This is a genomic window from Rhodococcus sp. WWJCD1 (genome assembly GCF_002258735.1).
Taxonomy (GTDB): Bacteria; Actinomycetota; Actinomycetes; order Mycobacteriales; family Mycobacteriaceae; genus Rhodococcoides.
Genome location: NZ_NOXY01000028.1, coordinates 335,872 through 351,847 on the forward strand (window position 1 = coordinate 335,872; position 15,976 = coordinate 351,847).

Consider the following 15,976-nt stretch of genomic DNA (forward strand, 5'->3'; position numbering starts at 1 on the left):
CTCAGGCGTTGGCCTCGCGTGGTGCGTGCCCGAGCGCGACGGACAGCTTCTCCACCAGCCCGATCGCGGCGTCGGCGATAACGGTGCCCGGAGGGAAGATCGCCGCGGCGCCCGCCGCGTAGAGCTCGTCGAAATCGCCGGGTGGGATGACGCCACCGACGACGATCATGATGTCGCCGCGGCCGACGTCGGCCAAGGCCTGACGCAAGGCGGGCACCAGTGTCAGATGGCCTGCCGCCAGGGACGACACGCCGACCACATGGACGTCGTTGTCGGCGGCCTGGCGGGCCACCTCCTCCGGCGTCTGGAACAGTGGGCCGACGTCGACGTCGAAGCCGATATCCGCGAACGCCGTTGCGATGACCTTCTGGCCACGGTCGTGCCCGTCCTGACCCATCTTGCACACCAGCACACGGGGCCGACGGCCCTCGTCCTCGGCGAACTGCTCGACCAGCCCGGTGGCGCGGGTGATGTTCTCGGATTTACCTGCCTCGTCGCGGTACACACCACTGATTGTCCGGATTTCCGCCTGATGGCGCCCGTAGACCTTCTCGAGCGCATCGGAGATTTCGCCGACGGTGGCCATCTTGCGCGCGGCGGCGATGGCGAGAGCGAGCAGATTGTTCTCCATTCCCGGCTGATCCGAGGCCGCGGCCCGGGTCAGATTCGCCAGTGCTGCCTCGACTTCGGCCGTGTCGCGCTCGGCACGAAGGCGTTCGAGCTTCTCGATCTGCTCACGGCGGACCTTCGAGTTCTCGACCTTGAGCACCTCGATGGTGTCGGGCTCGTCGGGCACGTACTTGTTGACGCCCACCAGCGGCTGTCGGCCGGAGTCGATGCGAGCCTGGGTGCGGGCCGCCGCCTCCTCGATGCGCAGCTTGGGAATTCCTTCGCCGATGGCCTGGGCCATACCGCCCGCTTCCTCGACCTCGGCGATATGTGCCCGAGCCCGATTCGCGAGTTGGTGGGTGAGCCATTCGACGTAATGCGAGCCGCCCCACGGATCGATCGGGCGCACGGTGTTGGACTCCTGAGCGATGAGCAGCTGGGTGTTGCGTGCGATGCGGGCCGAGAAGTCCGTCGGCAGCGCCAGTGCTTCGTCGAGCGCATTGGTATGTAGGGACTGGGTGTGGCCCTGGGTAGCGGCCATGGCTTCGACGCAGGTACGCGCGACGTTGTTGAAGACGTCCTGTGCGGTCAACGACCAACCCGATGTCTGCGAATGAGTGCGCAGCGAACGGGATTTGGCGCTCTTGGGCTCGAATTGTTGGACGAGTTCGGCCCACAGCAGGCGCCCGGCTCGGAGCTTGGCGACCTCCATGAAGAAGTTCATTCCGATGGCCCAGAAGAACGACAGTCGCGGTGCGAACGTATCGATGTCCATACCTGCATCGAGGCCGGCGCGGATGTACTCGACACCGTCCGCGAGGGTGTAGGCCAGTTCGAGATCGGCTGTGGCACCGGCTTCTTGGATGTGGTAACCGGAGATGGAGATCGAGTTGTACTTCGGCATCTTCTCGCTGGTGTACGCGAAGATGTCCGAGATGATGCGCATCGACGGCTTCGGCGGATAGATGTAGGTGTTGCGCACCATGAACTCTTTGAGGATGTCGTTCTGGATGGTGCCGGCGAGCTTCTCCGGCCCGACACCCTGCTCCTCCGCGGCGGCGACGTACAGCGCCAGGATCGGCAGCACCGCTCCGTTCATCGTCATCGACACCGAGACACTACCGAGGTCGATGCCATCGAACAGCTGACGCATGTCGTAGATGGAATCGATTGCGACACCGGCCATTCCGACGTCACCCTGCACGCGCGGATGATCGGAGTCGTACCCGCGGTGGGTGGCCAGGTCGAACGCCACCGACAGGCCTTTCTGGCCGGCCGCTAGGTTGCGGCGGTAGAAGGCGTTGGACTCGGCCGCGGTGGAGAATCCGGCGTACTGACGAATGGTCCACGGCTGGTTGACGTACATCGTGGGATACGGCCCGCGGAGGAACGGCGGGGCACCCGGATAGCTGTGCAGCGGATAGTCCTCGGCCTCCGCGGCGTCACGATCCGCCTCGGTGAACACCGGCTTGACGTCGATACCCTCGGGGGTGGACCACACCACCTGCTCGGGAGTGTAGAAATTGGCCTTCGCACCCTGCTCCACATGAGCGGCGACGTCCTCGGCCGACGGCGGCGACGGCGTCGGCTCGTCGGGGTCGACCAGGGGCACGTCGGCGAAACTGCCGATGGTGTGCGAGATTCGGTTCTCGTCGGTCGTCACTTCGAGGCTCCCAGGGTGTCGAGAAGTTCGGTCAGCACGGCGATGGCATCGACCTTCGCGGTCAGGAATCCATCGGGGCGCGACGTGCCCTCGATGCCGGCGAAGATCTTCTCGGGTCCGGCGAGCAGAACCCGCGAAACACCAGCGGCGCGTGCTGCATCCACGGCAGTGGACGCCTCGTCGGCGTACCGCTTGTCGGTGCCGCACACCACTGCGACGGAGGCTCGAGAGGTCCCGATCGATCCGGCGATTCCGTCCACAGTCAGTGGACCTGGATTGACGGCCTCGATCCCGCCCGATGCCAACAGATTCGACGCGAACGTCGTTCGGACGTTGTGTTCGGCGACGCTTCCCAGCGGTATCAGGAGCACGGTGGGCCGCGAATCATGCTCGGCCAGAAAGGCATCCGACCGATCCCGAAGCGCCTCGAAGGCTCTGCCGTACCGGTGCACCGCCGAGCCCTGCTGCGCGGTCTGCTCGGGGCTCAGTGGAGCCTCGGCCAGATTGGGAAATTCGTTGACACCGGTCAGTGGGGTGAGCCGGTGGGCGATGTCGGAATCGCGCTCTGCACGGGTCTTCTCGATCGCCGCCACGAGTGAACCGTCGTCGACGGCGGCGCGGAATCCACCCGACGCTTCGACGGTCTGGAAGAACTCCCAGGCCTTCGCGGCGACCGCGGCCGTCAGCTCCTCGATGTACCAGGACCCCGCGCCGGGATCCAGCACCCGTCCCAGATGGGCTTCTTCGAGCAGCAGCAATTGGGTGTTCCTGGCGATGCGGGCCGCGAAGGTCTTCGACACCCCCGCCGCGCCGCCGTTCAGCGCTGCATCGAACGGCAGCACCGTCACCGAATCCGCGCCGCCCACCCCGGCACCGAAGGACGCGAGTGTGGTGCGCAGCATGTTCACCCACGGATCTCGTTGAGACATCATTGCTTCCGAGGTCACCGCATGCTGTGGAGCATCACCGGCGTCCGGGGATCCGCACACCTGCGCAACGCGCGCCCACAGTGTGCGCGCGGCCCTGAACTTGGCGATGGTCTGAAACTGATCGTCGGTGGCGGCGAACCGGAATTCGATCTGGCGCAGAGCATCCGTGATGCCGACGCCTGCGTTCGTCATGGAGCGGACGTACTCGAGGCCTGCGGCAATCGACGCACCGAGTTCCTGCGCGTCGCCGGCTCCGAGATTGTGGAAGACGGTGCCGTCGACGGTGATCGCGCGAACGGTCTCGGCGCGACCGATCGACTCGTGGACCAGCTCGAGTGCCTCGGTCATCTCGATCGTCGCGGTGCCCCCCAACTGCGCAGTGAGGGTGGACACTCCGAGTCGGATATCGACTGCGGCGCGATCGTCGATGTCGGCCGAGTCGAGAATCGAGAACAACGAGGCTGCCGCGGCGGATACGTCCTCGCGCGCATCGATCGTCAGCGGTGCGAGCTCGAGAAACACCCCGCGCAAAGCCTCCGGCAGCACGGCCGGGTCGACGCCGTGGCCGCCGACCGCCAACCACAGGGCGCTGGTGCCGTTGGACAGCGAGTCGAGAATCTGGGTGTTGAGAACGGACGCGTCACCGTCGGCTGCGTCACGGGCAGTCGAGCCGTGCCGAGTGCACACCTTCCAGCCTGCATTGACGTCGCGATGGGGATCGCGACCCCGTACGTACGGAAACTGGCCCGGTAGCGGACCTTCCGGTCGCTCGTCGAACGCTGTGTACAACGGGGAGACCGTGATCCCGTCGTAGGTCGTGGAATCGAGGAGATGTTCGGGATCGGCGGGCAGATCGGCCACCTCGACCCTGCGAGATTTGGCCAACACACCGGCCACTGACTTCTGCCAGGCCGCATGAGCACTGCGTGCGGCATCTTCGTGCGACGCGATGGACACGTGTGCTGCTCCCTCGGTTCGGCGGGCAGTTCTACACCCGACTTGAAGTGATGCTAACCCCACTTCATTGCAGGTTATCGTGAGGATCACCTCACGTTCGGTCGTACCGCTCGGTCGTCGAACTCCGAGATGGCGAAGGTGTCACCTTGCGCCGGTACGCTGGCCTCTCGTGACCCGGCACCTGCGCGACCTCCGACTGATCGCGCTGGTGGCGGTGATCGTCGTCTTCGCCCTCGTGGCCGTGTTCGCTCCCCATCCGAGTGTCGAAGAGATTCGCCGGTGGGGAACAGCCGTCGGGCCTGCGTTCCCGCTCGCTTTCTTCGCCGTGCACGCGATCGTGACCATCGCGCCGGTCCCGAGAACCCTGTTCACACTCAGTGCCGGAGTTCTGTTCGGGCCGCTGACCGGCCTGGCCGTCACTATCGGAGCGTCGACGGTCAGCGCAATCCTGGCTCTGTTGCTGGTCCGCGCGATCGGACGCGAGGCCGTGGCAGCTCGAATGTCCCATTCGGCCCTGGACTCGGTCGACGACAGCCTTCGCCGGAGAGGCTGGCTCGCCGTCGGCTCCCTGCGTTTGATCGCCCCGGTGCCGTTCTCGTTGGTGAACTACGCCTGCGGTGTATCGGCGGTGCGTCTCGTGCCGTTCGCCGTGGCGACCGCGATCGGCATGCTGCCGGGCACTCTCGGGATCGTCGTGATCGGCGGCGCCATCGGAGGTGAGACGCATCCGGTGCTGCTGGTGCTGTCCGCGGTCTGCATCGCGATCGGACTGAGCGGCCTGGTGGTGGATTGGCGGCTCTCGCGCGGCTCGAAGTCGGAGCGTGTTCCTGCCGGCAGTCAGCAGGGCGGGAGCCTTGACTCCGATAAATCAAGCCTTGAAGCTTGACTATTCCAAATCAACGACCTAGCCTTGTCCAATGTTCGTTCTGACCGTGGACCAACGTCGAAGTAGACGTGATATCGATCGGGTGCCCGAACTGCTCGACCGGTATCGCGACCACGGGCTGATCCGTCCTTTCGATCGCACGGCAGGAGACGAAGTCCAAGCCGTGTGCGAGGACGCCGCCACCGTCGTCTCCATCGCGCTCGAACTGGTATCCACACCACAATGGAGCGTAGGAATCGGCATCGGTTCCGTAGAGCTTCCACTACCGGAAACCACGCGAGCCGGACGTGGTCCGGCTTTCGAGGCAGCTCGAGACGCTGTGACCAGAGCCAAGGGAACCCCCGCCGCGCTTGCCGTCTCCGGCCCCGAGCCCACTGCCGCCGAAGATGCGGAGACGGCATTCACCCTTGTTGCCCTCCTGATCGGCCGCCGATCGGACAACGGCCGCGAAGCGGTTGCACTCATGGAGGACGGGTTGTCGCAGACCGACGCGGCAGAGCGGTTGAAGATCAGCAAACAAGCTATGTCGCAACGACTCTCCGTCGCCGGCTGGCAGGTGGAGAACGCGGGCCGCACCCTGGCGACTCGATTGCTCGACACCGCGAACACGACGGGAAGCCATCGGCCATGATCGTTGCCACCCTGGTGCTACTGGCACTGACCGCAGGCGCCGCCACCATCCCCGCCGGCACCGGAATTCGCCGATGGTTGCCCACCGCCGCCGCGTCGAGTCTGCTCGCGGCAGCGGCGATCCTGGCCACGGTGGCCGGACCGGCCTACGGTCTCGGCCACGCCATCGGAGTGGTCCTCACCGTCCTCGCTGCGGCCCTGGGCGGAACAGCGATGGTACCCACCGTGTTTCGCGTCGCACGACGACAAAGCGACTCGACCGGAGACGATCCGGTCGAGCCGCTTCGTGGTGGACTGACCATCGGCATCCTCGAACGCGTGGCCGTTGCCGTGTCGATCCTCGCCGGTTGGCCGGAAGGGATCGCCATCGTGCTCGCAGTCAAGGGACTCGCGCGCTATCCCGAGCTGCGCGAATCCCATGCCTCCGAACAGTTCATCATCGGCACCTTCGCCAGCGTGCTGTGGGCCCTGGCCGCTGCCGGTGTAGGAACCGCCCTGTTCAACTGATCACCGAAAATCTCAGCGCTGTTCCGGCTCCGCCTCGGGCGACGCCGAGAGGGCACCGACGTCGAAGCCCTTCGAGAGTTCCGGAGACGCAGCCAACGACGTGTCGACCGGCTTGCGCGCCACTGCTTCTGCAGCCTTGACCGCCTCGGCGACCGCCGGATCGGTCTTGGTCTCGAACCATTCGGCTACCTCGTCCGAGTCGTCCTCGGGCTTGGGCTCGTTGCCCGCCGACTCGTTGGGCTCGTAGCGGAACACCCCGTCCTCGCCGGGAGCACCGAGTGTCTTGGCGAAGCCCTTGAGCGCATCGCCGAAATCGCTCGGGATCATCCACACCTTGTTGGCGTCGCCCTGAGCCATCTGCGGCAGCGTCTGCATGTACTGGTACGCGAGCAACTCGGGCGTGGGCTTGCCGGCCTTGATCGCACCGAACACCTTCTCGATCGCCTTGGCCTGACCCTGAGCTTCGAGGTACTTCGCGGCACGGTCACCCTGCGCTCGCAGGATGCGCGACTGCCGCTCACCCTCGGCGGTGAGAATCGCTGCCTGCTTGCCACCCTCGGCTGCAAGAATTCGACTCTGCTTGTCACCCTCGGCTGTCTTGATCGCCGATTCACGATGTCCTTCGGCAGTGAGGATGGTCGCTCGCTTCTCGCGATCGGCCTTCATCTGCTTCTCCATCGACTCCTGAATCGAGGGCGGCGGATCGATGCTCTTGAGCTCCACTCGGGCCACTCGCAGGCCCCATCGGCCGGTCGCCTCGTCCAGCACGACGCGGAGTTGACCGTTGATCGAATCACGCGACGTGAGCGTCTCTTCCAGCGTCATTCCACCGACGACGTTGCGCAGCGTGGTGGTCGTCAACTGCTCGACGCCGACGATGTAATTGTTGATCTCGTACACGGCCGATTGCGGATTGGTCACCTGGAAGTAGACGACGGTGTCGATCGACACGGTCAGGTTGTCCTTGGTGATCACCGGCTGCGGGGGAAACGACACGACCCGCTCGCGCAGGTCGACCTTGGCACGAATGCGGTCGACGAACGGTACGAGGACCGTGAGCTGACCGGACACGGTGCGCGTGTAGCGACCGAGTCGCTCGATCACGGCTGCCTCGGCTTGCGGGACGATCGAGATGGACTTGGCCATCAGCACCGCGACGAACACGACGATGACAGCCAGTGCGATGAGTGCTTCCACTGGCTACGGTCCCTTCCATACGACGGCGGTAGCGCCGTCTATTTCCATCACGGTCACGGTGGTACCCGGGGCATAGACCTCGGTCTCGTCGAGTGGACGAGCGGTCCACACCTCACCACCGAGCTTGATCTGGCCTTCGTGCGCAGTGACCTGCTCGAGCACCACGGCACTCTTGCCGGTGAGTGCCGCCATGCCCATCGGGGTATCGGGCGGATTCGCGAAGCGCCGCAACAGAATCGGTCGCAACCCGAGAACCAGCGCCAGAGAGAGGACACCGAAGACGATCGCATCGGCCCACACCGGGAAATCCGTGAGAGCAGAGACACCGGCAGTACCCAGGGCACCGCCGGCAATCATCAGAAGGAAGAAGTCACCCGTCAGTGCCTCGGCACCGGCGAGCACCACTGCCGCTATGAGCCAAATGATCGCTGCCACAGCCTCCATCCAATCACGAATCGGACATCCGGCGGTGGAGTGAAGCCTGCGGAACGGCCTGACCTGGGCGTTCAGCAGTACAGAGCGTTCACTCGGTCACGAAGTCGACCAATTGTTCGACCGCTCCGATCAACGGTGCCTCGAGGTCACGAAAGCTCGACACCGACGAATACACCCGACGCCATCCCTCCCGCGGACTCCCCCACCCCAGCTCTCGGCAGATTCCGGTCTTCCAATCCTCGCCCCGCGGGATCTTCGGCCAGACATCGATACCGACAGCAGCAGGCTTGACCGCCTCCCAGACGTCGATGAACGGATGCCCGGTGACCAGCACGTGCTCGCCCAGCGACCTCGTCAACTTCGACTCCTTGGAGCCGGTCACCAAATGGTCCACCAACACTCCGACGCGCCGGCCGGGGCCTGGACCGAAATCAGCCAATCGCTCCCCCAGGTTGTCCAGACCTTCCAGGTGCTCGACGACCACTCCCTCCACTCGAAGATCGTGGCCCCACACACTTTCCACGAGGGCCGCGTCGTGCACCCCTTCGACCCAGATCCGGCTCGCGCGGGCCGTTCGTGCCCGCAGTCCCTCGACTTTGGTGGACCCGGAGGCAGAGCGCGTCTGCTGCGGTGTCGCAGCGGCGGGCTTCGGGCGGACCAGAGTCACCCGACGGCCGTCGATCAGGAACGCGGCTTCGCGCAGGGCGAACAGACGCGTGGTACGGGCACCGTCCTCGAGTCGGACGAAGTCTCCGTCATAAGTGCGCTCGAATCCGACCACCGCACCGCAGTAACCGGTTCCGGCGTCTTCGACGACCAGTCCGCGCTCGGCCGGAACTTCCGGCGCCGGCACCTTCCGCATCCGACTGTGCCCTTTGAGAATGTCTCCGCCGTACATGTCGTTCACGGCGGTCAACGCTAGCGACACCGGCGTCCCGAGCACGGTTCGCCACGCCGACCTATGCTCGTGAGTCGTGTGTTCTTCGAGTGCGAGTCTTGCCCTGTGGGCCAGTTCCTGGCTGGCTGGTGCCAGCTCACCGGACGACGTCATCGACGCCATGTCCGAGTGGGCTCCGATGCATCTGGTGGGTGCGGGCGATGCGGGTGCGGCCGCGAGCTTCGGACTGCAGCATCCCGGTTACGTCGAGGGCATCGCAGGCCTGCTGCAGGCGATCAGGGCCACCGCAGGGGCAGAGATGCGGTCTGCAGTCGGAGACGACCGGGTCAGACTCGTTCTGCCTGCCCCAGGCGCAGTCAGCGGACTGCCGGCGAACACGGACTTCTCGCGCGCCGCCCTGAACGCCGGGCAGGCCGTGATAGTCGGTGCCTCGGGCAACCACGGGATCGGAGTGGTGCCGATCGTCGAGGGACCGGATGTGTTGCGCTGGACCGTGTATTCGATAGTCGTTCCCGAGCACGGCCATCGGGAACAAGGCTTGGGCGAGGCCGAATACGAGATGCGCGAGGCCGTTCGCGGCGCGGCGGACGCTCTCGCCCAGATGCAGTCGCTCCCCACCCGAACCCTGCAATCCGATCCACGCGCCCGCATCGCCGCACTGATCGCCGACGCGGCCCGGCATCGCTACCCCGCCGAGATGTCGGACAGGGCATTCCGGGTACTCGAATCGGCAGACCGGGTTGCGGCCATTCTGACCGTCGCGGCGGGGTCTGCTCCGTCGGAAGCCCCCACCGCGACAGCTGCTGCGGCGCGCGAGGAGTTGGTTCGGCCGCTGTGGGCTGCTGTCCGTACTGCCCGCACCATCGCGGTCGCGACGAGCATCGAAGCGGGGATGCACTCCGCTTGATTCCCGTCGGTCGTTCGATCGGCGACTATCGGGAAGCGGCCCCGGCAGGACGAGCCGGCCGGGTCGGTTGCTCGCAGCAGCCGACGGCGCAGCGATTTCCGTCCAGCGTCGAACCGTAGCCCGGCACGCGTCCGAGCCCGCGGCAGTCGGCACCGAGGCGGTACTCGTCGACGAGCTCGCGAATCATCTTGGAAAAACGCACATCCGACCCGGGGGTTCCAGCGCGGGCGAAGGCCATCCCGAGTTCGCGAGCCTTCTCCTCGGCCTCGGTGTCCAGATCCCACACGACCTCGAGATGGTCGGACACGAATCCGATCGGACACACGATCACCGACTCGACCGACCGAGCCGAGAGCGCTTCGAGATGGTCACAGATGTCGGGGTCCAGCCACGGAACCTGTGGCGGTCCCGATCGGGACTGCCACACCAGGTCGTAGTCCTCGACACCGGACGCGGCCGCAACGAGCCTCGAGGCCTCGGCTACCTGACGGCTGTAGAGGTGACCGCCGTCTTCGGGCGGGCCCGCATTGGCGTCCGCGGCAGAGGGAATGGAGTGCGCGGTGAACACCAGGCGTGCACCGGCGCGGTGCTGCTCGGGCAGTGAGGCTCGCGCCGATGCGACGGCATCGGTGAAAGCGTCGACCATCAGTGGGTGGTCGTAGTACTGCCGGATCTTGAGCAGGTGCGGTGCACCGTCGCCCACTGCGTCGCGGGCTCGGGCGATGTCCTCGTGATACTGCCTGCACCCGGAGTAGCCGCCCCATGCCGACGTCGGGAACACCAAGGCGTTGCCGATTCCGTCCGACTTCATGGTCGCCACGGTGTCCTCGATCATCGGATGCCAGTTGCGGTTTCCGAAGTAGATCGGCAGATCGATTCCAGCCGAATCGAATTCGGCCTGCAATGCAGAGATGATGTTTCGATTGAGCTCGTTGATCGGGGAGACACCCCCGAAATGCATGTAGTGCTCGACGACGGCGTCGAGACGCTCGGGCGGAACACCGCGTCCGCGAGTGACGTTCTCGAGAAACGGGCGAACGTCGGCAGGCTTTTCCGGTCCGCCGAACGAGAGCACCAACAGTGCGTCGAAATCTCCAGGGGTGGTCATGAATCCATTGTGCCCCTGCCGCAGCAGGGCTGCGGCAGGGGCACAATCGGTCGACGAAACCTACGGTGAGCGAGCCCACGTCGGACTCCACTCACCGCGGCGTCACATGTTTTCGGGCAGGTACGTGTTGTGGCTCGCTCCACCGTCGACGTACACGATGGATCCGGTGGTGCCGGGCAGCCAATCCGACAGGAGCGCAACGATGGACTTGGCGACAACAGTGGGGTCGTTGACATCCCAGCCGATCGGGGCAGCACCGTCCCAGTACACGTTCAGCTGGTCCATCTTGGCCGCATCACCGGTTGCGGTACCCGCAATCGCCTTGGCGGCGAGAGTCCTGATCGGCCCTGCGGCAACAAGATTGGAGCGGATACGCTTGGCTGCGCCCACTTCCCGTGCCACGTAACGGTTCACCGACTCGAGGGCAGCCTTGGCCACACCCATCCAGTTGTAGTACGGCATCGAGGTGCGCGGATCGAAGTCCATTCCGACGATCGAGCCACCCTCGTTCATGACCGGGAGCACGGCGCGCGCGAGCGACGCGTAACTCCACGCAGAGATCTCGAATGCCCTCGCGGCATCGGGGCCGGGGCCGTCGAGGAACGGCTTGGCGTCCGGTCCCATCAGGGTGCGGGGTGCGAAGGCGATGGAGTGCAGGACCCCGTCGATGCCCTCGGGGGCCACTTCGCGTACTCGATCCGCCAGCGCGGCGAGGTGCTCCTCGTTGGTGGCGTCGAGCTCGATCGCCGGGGGCACCTCCTTGGGGAGGCGCTGCGCGATCCGGTCGATGAGCCGGAGCCGATCGAAGCCGGTGATGATCACCTTGGCACCCTGCTCCTGCGCCATGGCTGCGGCGTGAAACGCGATCGACGCGTCGGTGATGATGCCGGTGATCAGAATGGTCTTGCCTTCGAGCAATCCGCCCATAGTGCTGTTTTCCTTAATTCGGAGGTGTACGTCTATCGAAACCGTTGTGCGAGTAGGACTTCAGTGCCCCATACCCATACCGCCGTCGACGGGGATGACCGCGCCGGATACGTACGAAGAGTCCGGTCCCGCGAGGAAGCTCACGACGGCCGCGACGTCCTCGGGCTGACCGAGACGTTGAAGGGGGATGAATTCCTTTGCCTTGCCGCGCAGGTCGTCCGAGAGCTCCGCGGTCATGTCGGTTTCGATGAACCCCGGGGACACGACATTCGCCGTGATGGACCGCGAACCCAGTTCCCTCGTGATCGACCGAGCCATCCCGATGACGCCCGCCTTGGACGCCGCGTAATTGATCTGCCCCGGTCCACCGGCCATGGCCACGACCGAACTCAGGAAGATCATCCGGCCCCAGCGTGCGCGCAGCATGGCGCGGTTGGCGCGCTTGGCGACGCGGAAGGCTCCGGTGAGGTTTGCATCGATGACCCGCTGGAACTGATCCTCGGTCATCCGCATCAGCAACGTGTCGTCGGTGATGCCCGCGTTGGCCACCAGCACCTCGACTGGACCCTGCTTCTCCTCGACCTCCTTGAAGGCTGCGTCGACCGAGTCGGTGTCGGTGACGTCGCAGACGACTCCGAACAGACCGTCGGGCGCTCCCGATCCGCGGTGGGTGACGGCCACCTTGTGTCCGTCGGCTTGGAGCCGTTGGGCGATGGCCAGACCGATACCCCGGTTACCTCCGGTGACGAGTACCGATCGCGCGATGAAGTCAGGTGTGGACATGCCTAGCAACCTATCTGTTCGTCCTGGAATGACAAAGCGAAACTTACTGGTGAGTAATAACAGCGATCACGGCAATCGTTGTCGCATCACCAAAGCCGAACCCAACCCCGTCGAGATGAACAGGACACCGAGAATCAACCACGGACGCGACGCGTCTCCGCGAGTGATCTCGAAACCGATCTGCTCCTCGAGGGTGTCGTACACGTCGCGCAGGTCCTCGAGCGACGACGCGGTGAAGAAGCTGCCGCCGGAGAGAGTCGCGATCTCGCGCAGGGACGGATCGTCGACGGGTACCGGCACTCTTTCGACCCCACCCTCGTCCTCGATTTCGACCGAGCCGTAGCTCGTGCCGAACGAGATGGTGGAGATCGGCACGCCTTTGTCCTTGGCTGCCCGCGCCGCGGTGTACCCGCCGCGTGGGTCGTCGAGGTTCTGCGGAACGGTCTGCTTGCCGTCCGAGAGCAGCACGATGCGCGCCGGAGGTGCCGCGTCGCCGCCGCCGAGGATCGCTCCGAGAGTGTCGATCGACTGCAGCGACGTGAAGATCGCCTCACCGGTGGCCGTTCGCTCGCTGAGCTGCAGCTTGTCGATGGCGGACTTGGTGGCTTCGCGGTTGGCCGTGGGCGATACCAGTACGGACGCGGTGCCCGCGAATGCGACCAACCCGAGGTTGATTCCTGGCGTCAGACCGTCGGCGAAGGACTTCGCGGCTTCCTGAGCAGCGGCCAACCGGGTCGGCTCGACGTCGGTGGCCTCCATCGACAGCGAGACGTCGATGACGAGCATGACGGTGGCCCGGTTGCGTGGTACGCGCTCGTCCGCCGTAGGACCCGCCATCGCGACCGTCAGAAACAGCAGACCGACCAGCACCAGAGCGGTGGGTAGGTGTCGCAGTCGGTTCGGGCGGGCGGGCGCGACCGACTCGAGCAGCTCCATGTTGGAGAAGCGAAGAACGTGCTTCTGCTTGCGCCGTTGGACCCAGATGTAGCCGACAGTGAGCGCGATGACGACGACGAGAAACCCGAGCCACCACGGGGAAGCGAAATCGGTCAGGCTCATCGCGTACCGGTCCGAGCAGTATTGGTGAAACCGGATCCGATGGTGTGTCTGCGCGCAGTGACGAAGCGGACGACGTCAGCGATCCAATCACCGTCGGTACGCAGTGTCAGACGGGGCGCTCCGCAGCGCCGTAGCGCCTTCTCCACGTCGTCGCGGTGCGCTGCCGCGGCACGGGCGAAGTCTGCTCGCAGCCGAGGCGTCGTGCTGAATTCGCGGGTGCGGCCGGACTCCGGATCGTGCAGCACGACGTCGCCGACGTCGGGTAGTTCGAGGTCACGCGGGTCGAGTACTTCGACGGCCAGCACGTCGTGTCTGGCCGAGATGGCGCGAAGGGATCGTTCCCAGTCGATGGGCCCGAGAAAGTCACTGATCACCACCGCCATCCCGCGGCGTCGCTCCGGCCGCCGCAGAGCTTCGATGGCCGCCCGAAGATCGCCGCGTACACCGTCCTCGGCCGAGGGCGTCGTGGCGATCGCACGCAGCATCGACTGGGTGTGTACGCGACCACCTCGTGCCGGAATGCGAGTGGTGCTGGCACCGGTGGCCACCACCGCGCCGATTCGATTACCACCGCCGCCCGACAGATGTGTGATGGCGGCCGAAGCCGCAACGGCCAGATCCCGTTTCTCGCACCCGGTGGTGCCGAAGTCGAGGCTGGCCGACAGGTCGACCACGAGCCAGGTCTCGAGTTCACGATCGGCCACGGACTGGCGCACGTGCGGATGCGTCGTGCGCGCCGTGACCGACCAATCCATCTGGCGAACGTCGTCGCCGGGCTGGTACTCCCTGGCGTCGCCTGGCTCGGAACCGGGACCTGGAATCAGCCCGAGATGGTCTCCGTGCAGTACCCCGTCCAGCCGTCGGCGCACCGTCAGTTCCAAGGTTCGCAACGCTGCAGCCAACTTCGGATCACGAAGCTCACCCGAGCGGAAGGACGGCGGCCGAGAAACGCCGGTACTGCCGGCAGTCACGGGAGCGGTGTCGGATCCGCTCACTGACCCGGCGTACCGATCGACGATCCGTCACCCGACGGCTTCTGCAGCGATGGTGCCGGCTGACCGTACTGACCGCCGCCCTGCGGAGGCTGCTGAGGTCCTGGCTGCTGCGATTGCGGCTGTACCTGTCCCTGTCCGGGAAATTGGCCCGGAGCGGGGAACTGGCCGGGAGCGGGATACTGCCCCTGGGCCGGATACTGTCCCTGCGGCCCGGCTTGACGGCCGTCGAAGTGCGGGCCGTCCGGACCGGCTCCGTTGCTCTGCGGCACCGGAACCGCCTGCGGCGACACCTGCGGCAAACCGACGGTCTGCAGCACTCGAGAGATGACCGTCTCGGGAGTCACCTCGTCCGCGAGGGCGTCGTAGGACAACACGAGCCGGTGCCGAAGCACGTCGGGAATGACCTCGAGCACGTCCTGCGGCACCACGTAGTCGCGTCCACGGAGCAGAGCGAGAGCCCTCGACGCCGCGATGATTCCGAGCGTTGCGCGCGGTGATGCACCGTAGGCGATCCAGCTGGCCACGTCGTCCAGGCCGAACTGCTCGGGCGTACGTGTGGCAGCGATGACCCGAACGACGTAGTCGACGAGCGCATGGTGCACGAACACCGAGCTGGCCAGATTCTGCAGCCGAACCAACTCGACCGGGTCGAGGATCTGCTTGGGCTCGGGTGCCTTGATGCCCATGCGGTAGACGATCTCGCGTTCTTCCTCGACCGTCGGGTAGTCGACGACGATCTTGAACAGGAATCTGTCGCGCTGAGCCTCGGGAAGGGGGTACACGCCCTCGTTCTCGATGGGGTTCTGCGTTGCCATCACCAGGAACGGATCGGGCATCGGGAAGGTCCGGCCACCGATGGTGACATGACGCTCCGCCATGACCTCGAGCAACGCGGACTGCACCTTGGCCGGTGCCCGGTTGATCTCGTCGGCCAAGACGAAGTTCGCGACGACTGGGCCGAGTTCGGTGTCGAACTCCTCCCGGCCCTGACGGTAGATCCGGGTTCCGACGAGGTCGGTCGGAACCAGGTCGGGAGTGAACTGGACTCGCGAGAACGAGCCGCCCACAACGCGCGCGAACGTCTCGACGGCAAGTGTCTTGGCTACGCCCGGGACGCCCTCGAGCAGTACGTGTCCGCGGGCGAGCAATCCGACCAGAATGCGTTCGACCAGGCGATCCTGACCGACGATGACGCGTTTGACCTCGTACACGGCCTCCTCGAGAAGCTGGACGTCCTCGGCCAGGCCTGGGCTGTCCACCCGCTTCGGCTCCCCACCCTGTGGATCACGAGTCGAGGTCTCGACGTGAGCCGACTCCTCGTCGTTCGAAATCCGGCCGTCACGTGATGTCACCAAGAATTCACCGCTTTCAGTCGATCATCGTCGGGCGCGTGTCGATACCGCCGCGATCAACTATTCCAGGTGATCGCCGAGCGCGCCGAAAGGCACCCCCGCAGCGTGGCCGGAGTGGAGCCTGCGGAACGACT

Annotated in this window: 15 protein-coding genes; 4 read left to right on the forward strand and 11 right to left on the reverse strand. The window is 65.5% G+C overall.

Annotation, left to right across the window (positions count from 1 at the left end; translation table 11 throughout):
• Position 1 precedes the first annotated feature (1 nt).
• Positions 2-2,272, reverse strand: coding sequence for a methylmalonyl-CoA mutase (gene scpA, locus CH286_RS22050; RefSeq protein ID WP_094610378.1), 2,271 nt, complete (start codon positions 2,270-2,272; stop codon positions 2-4).
• Positions 2,269-4,158 (reverse strand): methylmalonyl-CoA mutase small subunit, encoded by a 1,890-nt coding sequence (gene mutA / locus CH286_RS22055; RefSeq protein WP_094610379.1) that lies wholly within the window; start codon positions 4,156-4,158, stop codon positions 2,269-2,271. Before mutA ends, scpA begins: the two co-directional genes overlap by 4 nt.
• Positions 4,159-4,327: 169 nt before the next feature.
• Between mutA and CH286_RS22060 the strand changes: the two genes are divergently transcribed.
• The 3 genes from CH286_RS22060 to CH286_RS22070 are packed head-to-tail and all read left to right on the forward strand — an operon-like array spanning position 4,328 to position 6,181.
• Positions 4,328-5,044 carry a TVP38/TMEM64 family protein gene (locus CH286_RS22060; RefSeq protein ID WP_094610380.1) on the forward strand — a complete coding sequence of 239 codons (717 nt, stop codon included), beginning with the start codon at positions 4,328-4,330 and terminating at the stop codon, positions 5,042-5,044.
• A 31-nt stretch (positions 5,045-5,075) separates the two neighbouring features.
• Entirely contained in the window at positions 5,076-5,675 is a 600-nt protein-coding gene (locus CH286_RS22065) for a hypothetical protein (RefSeq protein ID WP_094610381.1), read from the forward strand.
• Positions 5,672-6,181 carry a hypothetical protein gene (locus CH286_RS22070; protein ID WP_094610382.1) on the forward strand — a complete coding sequence of 170 codons (510 nt, stop codon included), beginning with the start codon at positions 5,672-5,674 and terminating at the stop codon, positions 6,179-6,181. The genes CH286_RS22065 and CH286_RS22070 overlap by 4 nt, the downstream gene beginning before the upstream one ends.
• Before the next feature lie 12 nt (positions 6,182-6,193).
• Here the strand turns inward: CH286_RS22070 and CH286_RS22075 are convergent, their stop codons facing one another.
• The 3 genes from CH286_RS22075 to CH286_RS22085 form a co-directional block, all read right to left on the reverse strand.
• Positions 6,194-7,378, reverse strand: coding sequence for an SPFH domain-containing protein (locus tag CH286_RS22075; protein WP_032377853.1), 1,185 nt, complete (start codon positions 7,376-7,378; stop codon positions 6,194-6,196).
• A gap of 3 nt (positions 7,379-7,381) precedes the next feature.
• Positions 7,382-7,813, reverse strand: a complete 432-nt coding sequence (locus CH286_RS22080; RefSeq protein ID WP_032378478.1) for an NfeD family protein — start codon at positions 7,811-7,813, stop codon at positions 7,382-7,384.
• 88 nt (positions 7,814-7,901) lie between these two features.
• Positions 7,902-8,711, reverse strand: a complete 810-nt coding sequence (locus CH286_RS22085; RefSeq protein ID WP_037150670.1) for a DUF3097 domain-containing protein — start codon at positions 8,709-8,711, stop codon at positions 7,902-7,904.
• Positions 8,712-8,787: 76 nt separating this feature from the next.
• Here CH286_RS22085 and CH286_RS22090 point away from each other — a divergent pair, with 76 nt between their 5' ends.
• Entirely contained in the window at positions 8,788-9,618 is an 831-nt protein-coding gene (locus tag CH286_RS22090) for a hypothetical protein (RefSeq protein ID WP_176458314.1), read from the forward strand.
• Positions 9,619-9,643: 25 nt separating this feature from the next.
• On the opposite strand, the gene CH286_RS22095 is transcribed toward CH286_RS22090, so the two are convergent.
• The 6 genes from CH286_RS22095 to CH286_RS22120 form a co-directional block, all read right to left on the reverse strand.
• Positions 9,644-10,726: a ferrochelatase gene (locus tag CH286_RS22095; protein ID WP_037150487.1), complete on the reverse strand. Its 1,083-nt coding sequence runs from the start codon at positions 10,724-10,726 to the stop codon at positions 9,644-9,646.
• A gap of 102 nt (positions 10,727-10,828) precedes the next feature.
• The gene (gene inhA / locus CH286_RS22100; protein ID WP_032377850.1) at positions 10,829-11,653 is read right to left on the reverse strand and encodes an NADH-dependent enoyl-ACP reductase InhA; all 825 of its coding nucleotides are present in this window, start codon (positions 11,651-11,653) and stop codon (positions 10,829-10,831) included.
• A 60-nt stretch (positions 11,654-11,713) separates the two neighbouring features.
• Positions 11,714-12,436 carry a 3-oxoacyl-ACP reductase FabG1 gene (fabG1, locus tag CH286_RS22105; RefSeq protein WP_037150489.1) on the reverse strand — a complete coding sequence of 241 codons (723 nt, stop codon included), beginning with the start codon at positions 12,434-12,436 and terminating at the stop codon, positions 11,714-11,716.
• Between the two features lie 66 nt (positions 12,437-12,502).
• The gene (locus tag CH286_RS22110; protein WP_032403389.1) at positions 12,503-13,495 is read right to left on the reverse strand and encodes a VWA domain-containing protein; all 993 of its coding nucleotides are present in this window, start codon (positions 13,493-13,495) and stop codon (positions 12,503-12,505) included.
• A complete protein-coding gene (locus tag CH286_RS22115) occupies positions 13,492-14,490 on the reverse strand; it encodes a DUF58 domain-containing protein (protein ID WP_230592489.1) in 999 nt (332 codons plus the stop codon). Before CH286_RS22115 ends, CH286_RS22110 begins: the two co-directional genes overlap by 4 nt.
• Entirely contained in the window at positions 14,487-15,749 is a 1,263-nt protein-coding gene (locus tag CH286_RS22120) for an AAA family ATPase (protein ID WP_094610432.1), read from the reverse strand. The genes CH286_RS22115 and CH286_RS22120 overlap by 4 nt, the downstream gene beginning before the upstream one ends.
• Positions 15,750-15,976: the final 227 nt, after the last annotated feature.

Excerpts from the sequence above, each read along its gene's own strand:
- CH286_RS22070 (WP_094610382.1), top strand. The coding sequence starts at position 5,672 with ATGATCGTTGCCACCCTGGTGCTACTGGCACTGACCGCAGGCGCCGCC.
- CH286_RS22095 (WP_037150487.1), bottom strand. The coding sequence starts at position 10,726 with ATGACCACCCCTGGAGATTTCGACGCACTGTTGGTGCTCTCGTTCGGC.
- CH286_RS22065 (WP_094610381.1), top strand. The coding sequence starts at position 5,076 with ATGTTCGTTCTGACCGTGGACCAACGTCGAAGTAGACGTGATATCGAT.
- CH286_RS22110 (WP_032403389.1), bottom strand. The coding sequence starts at position 13,495 with ATGAGCCTGACCGATTTCGCTTCCCCGTGGTGGCTCGGGTTTCTCGTC.
- CH286_RS22085 (WP_037150670.1), bottom strand. The coding sequence starts at position 8,711 with ATGTACGGCGGAGACATTCTCAAAGGGCACAGTCGGATGCGGAAGGTG.
- fabG1 (WP_037150489.1), bottom strand. The coding sequence starts at position 12,436 with ATGTCCACACCTGACTTCATCGCGCGATCGGTACTCGTCACCGGAGGT.
- inhA (WP_032377850.1), bottom strand. The coding sequence starts at position 11,653 with ATGGGCGGATTGCTCGAAGGCAAGACCATTCTGATCACCGGCATCATC.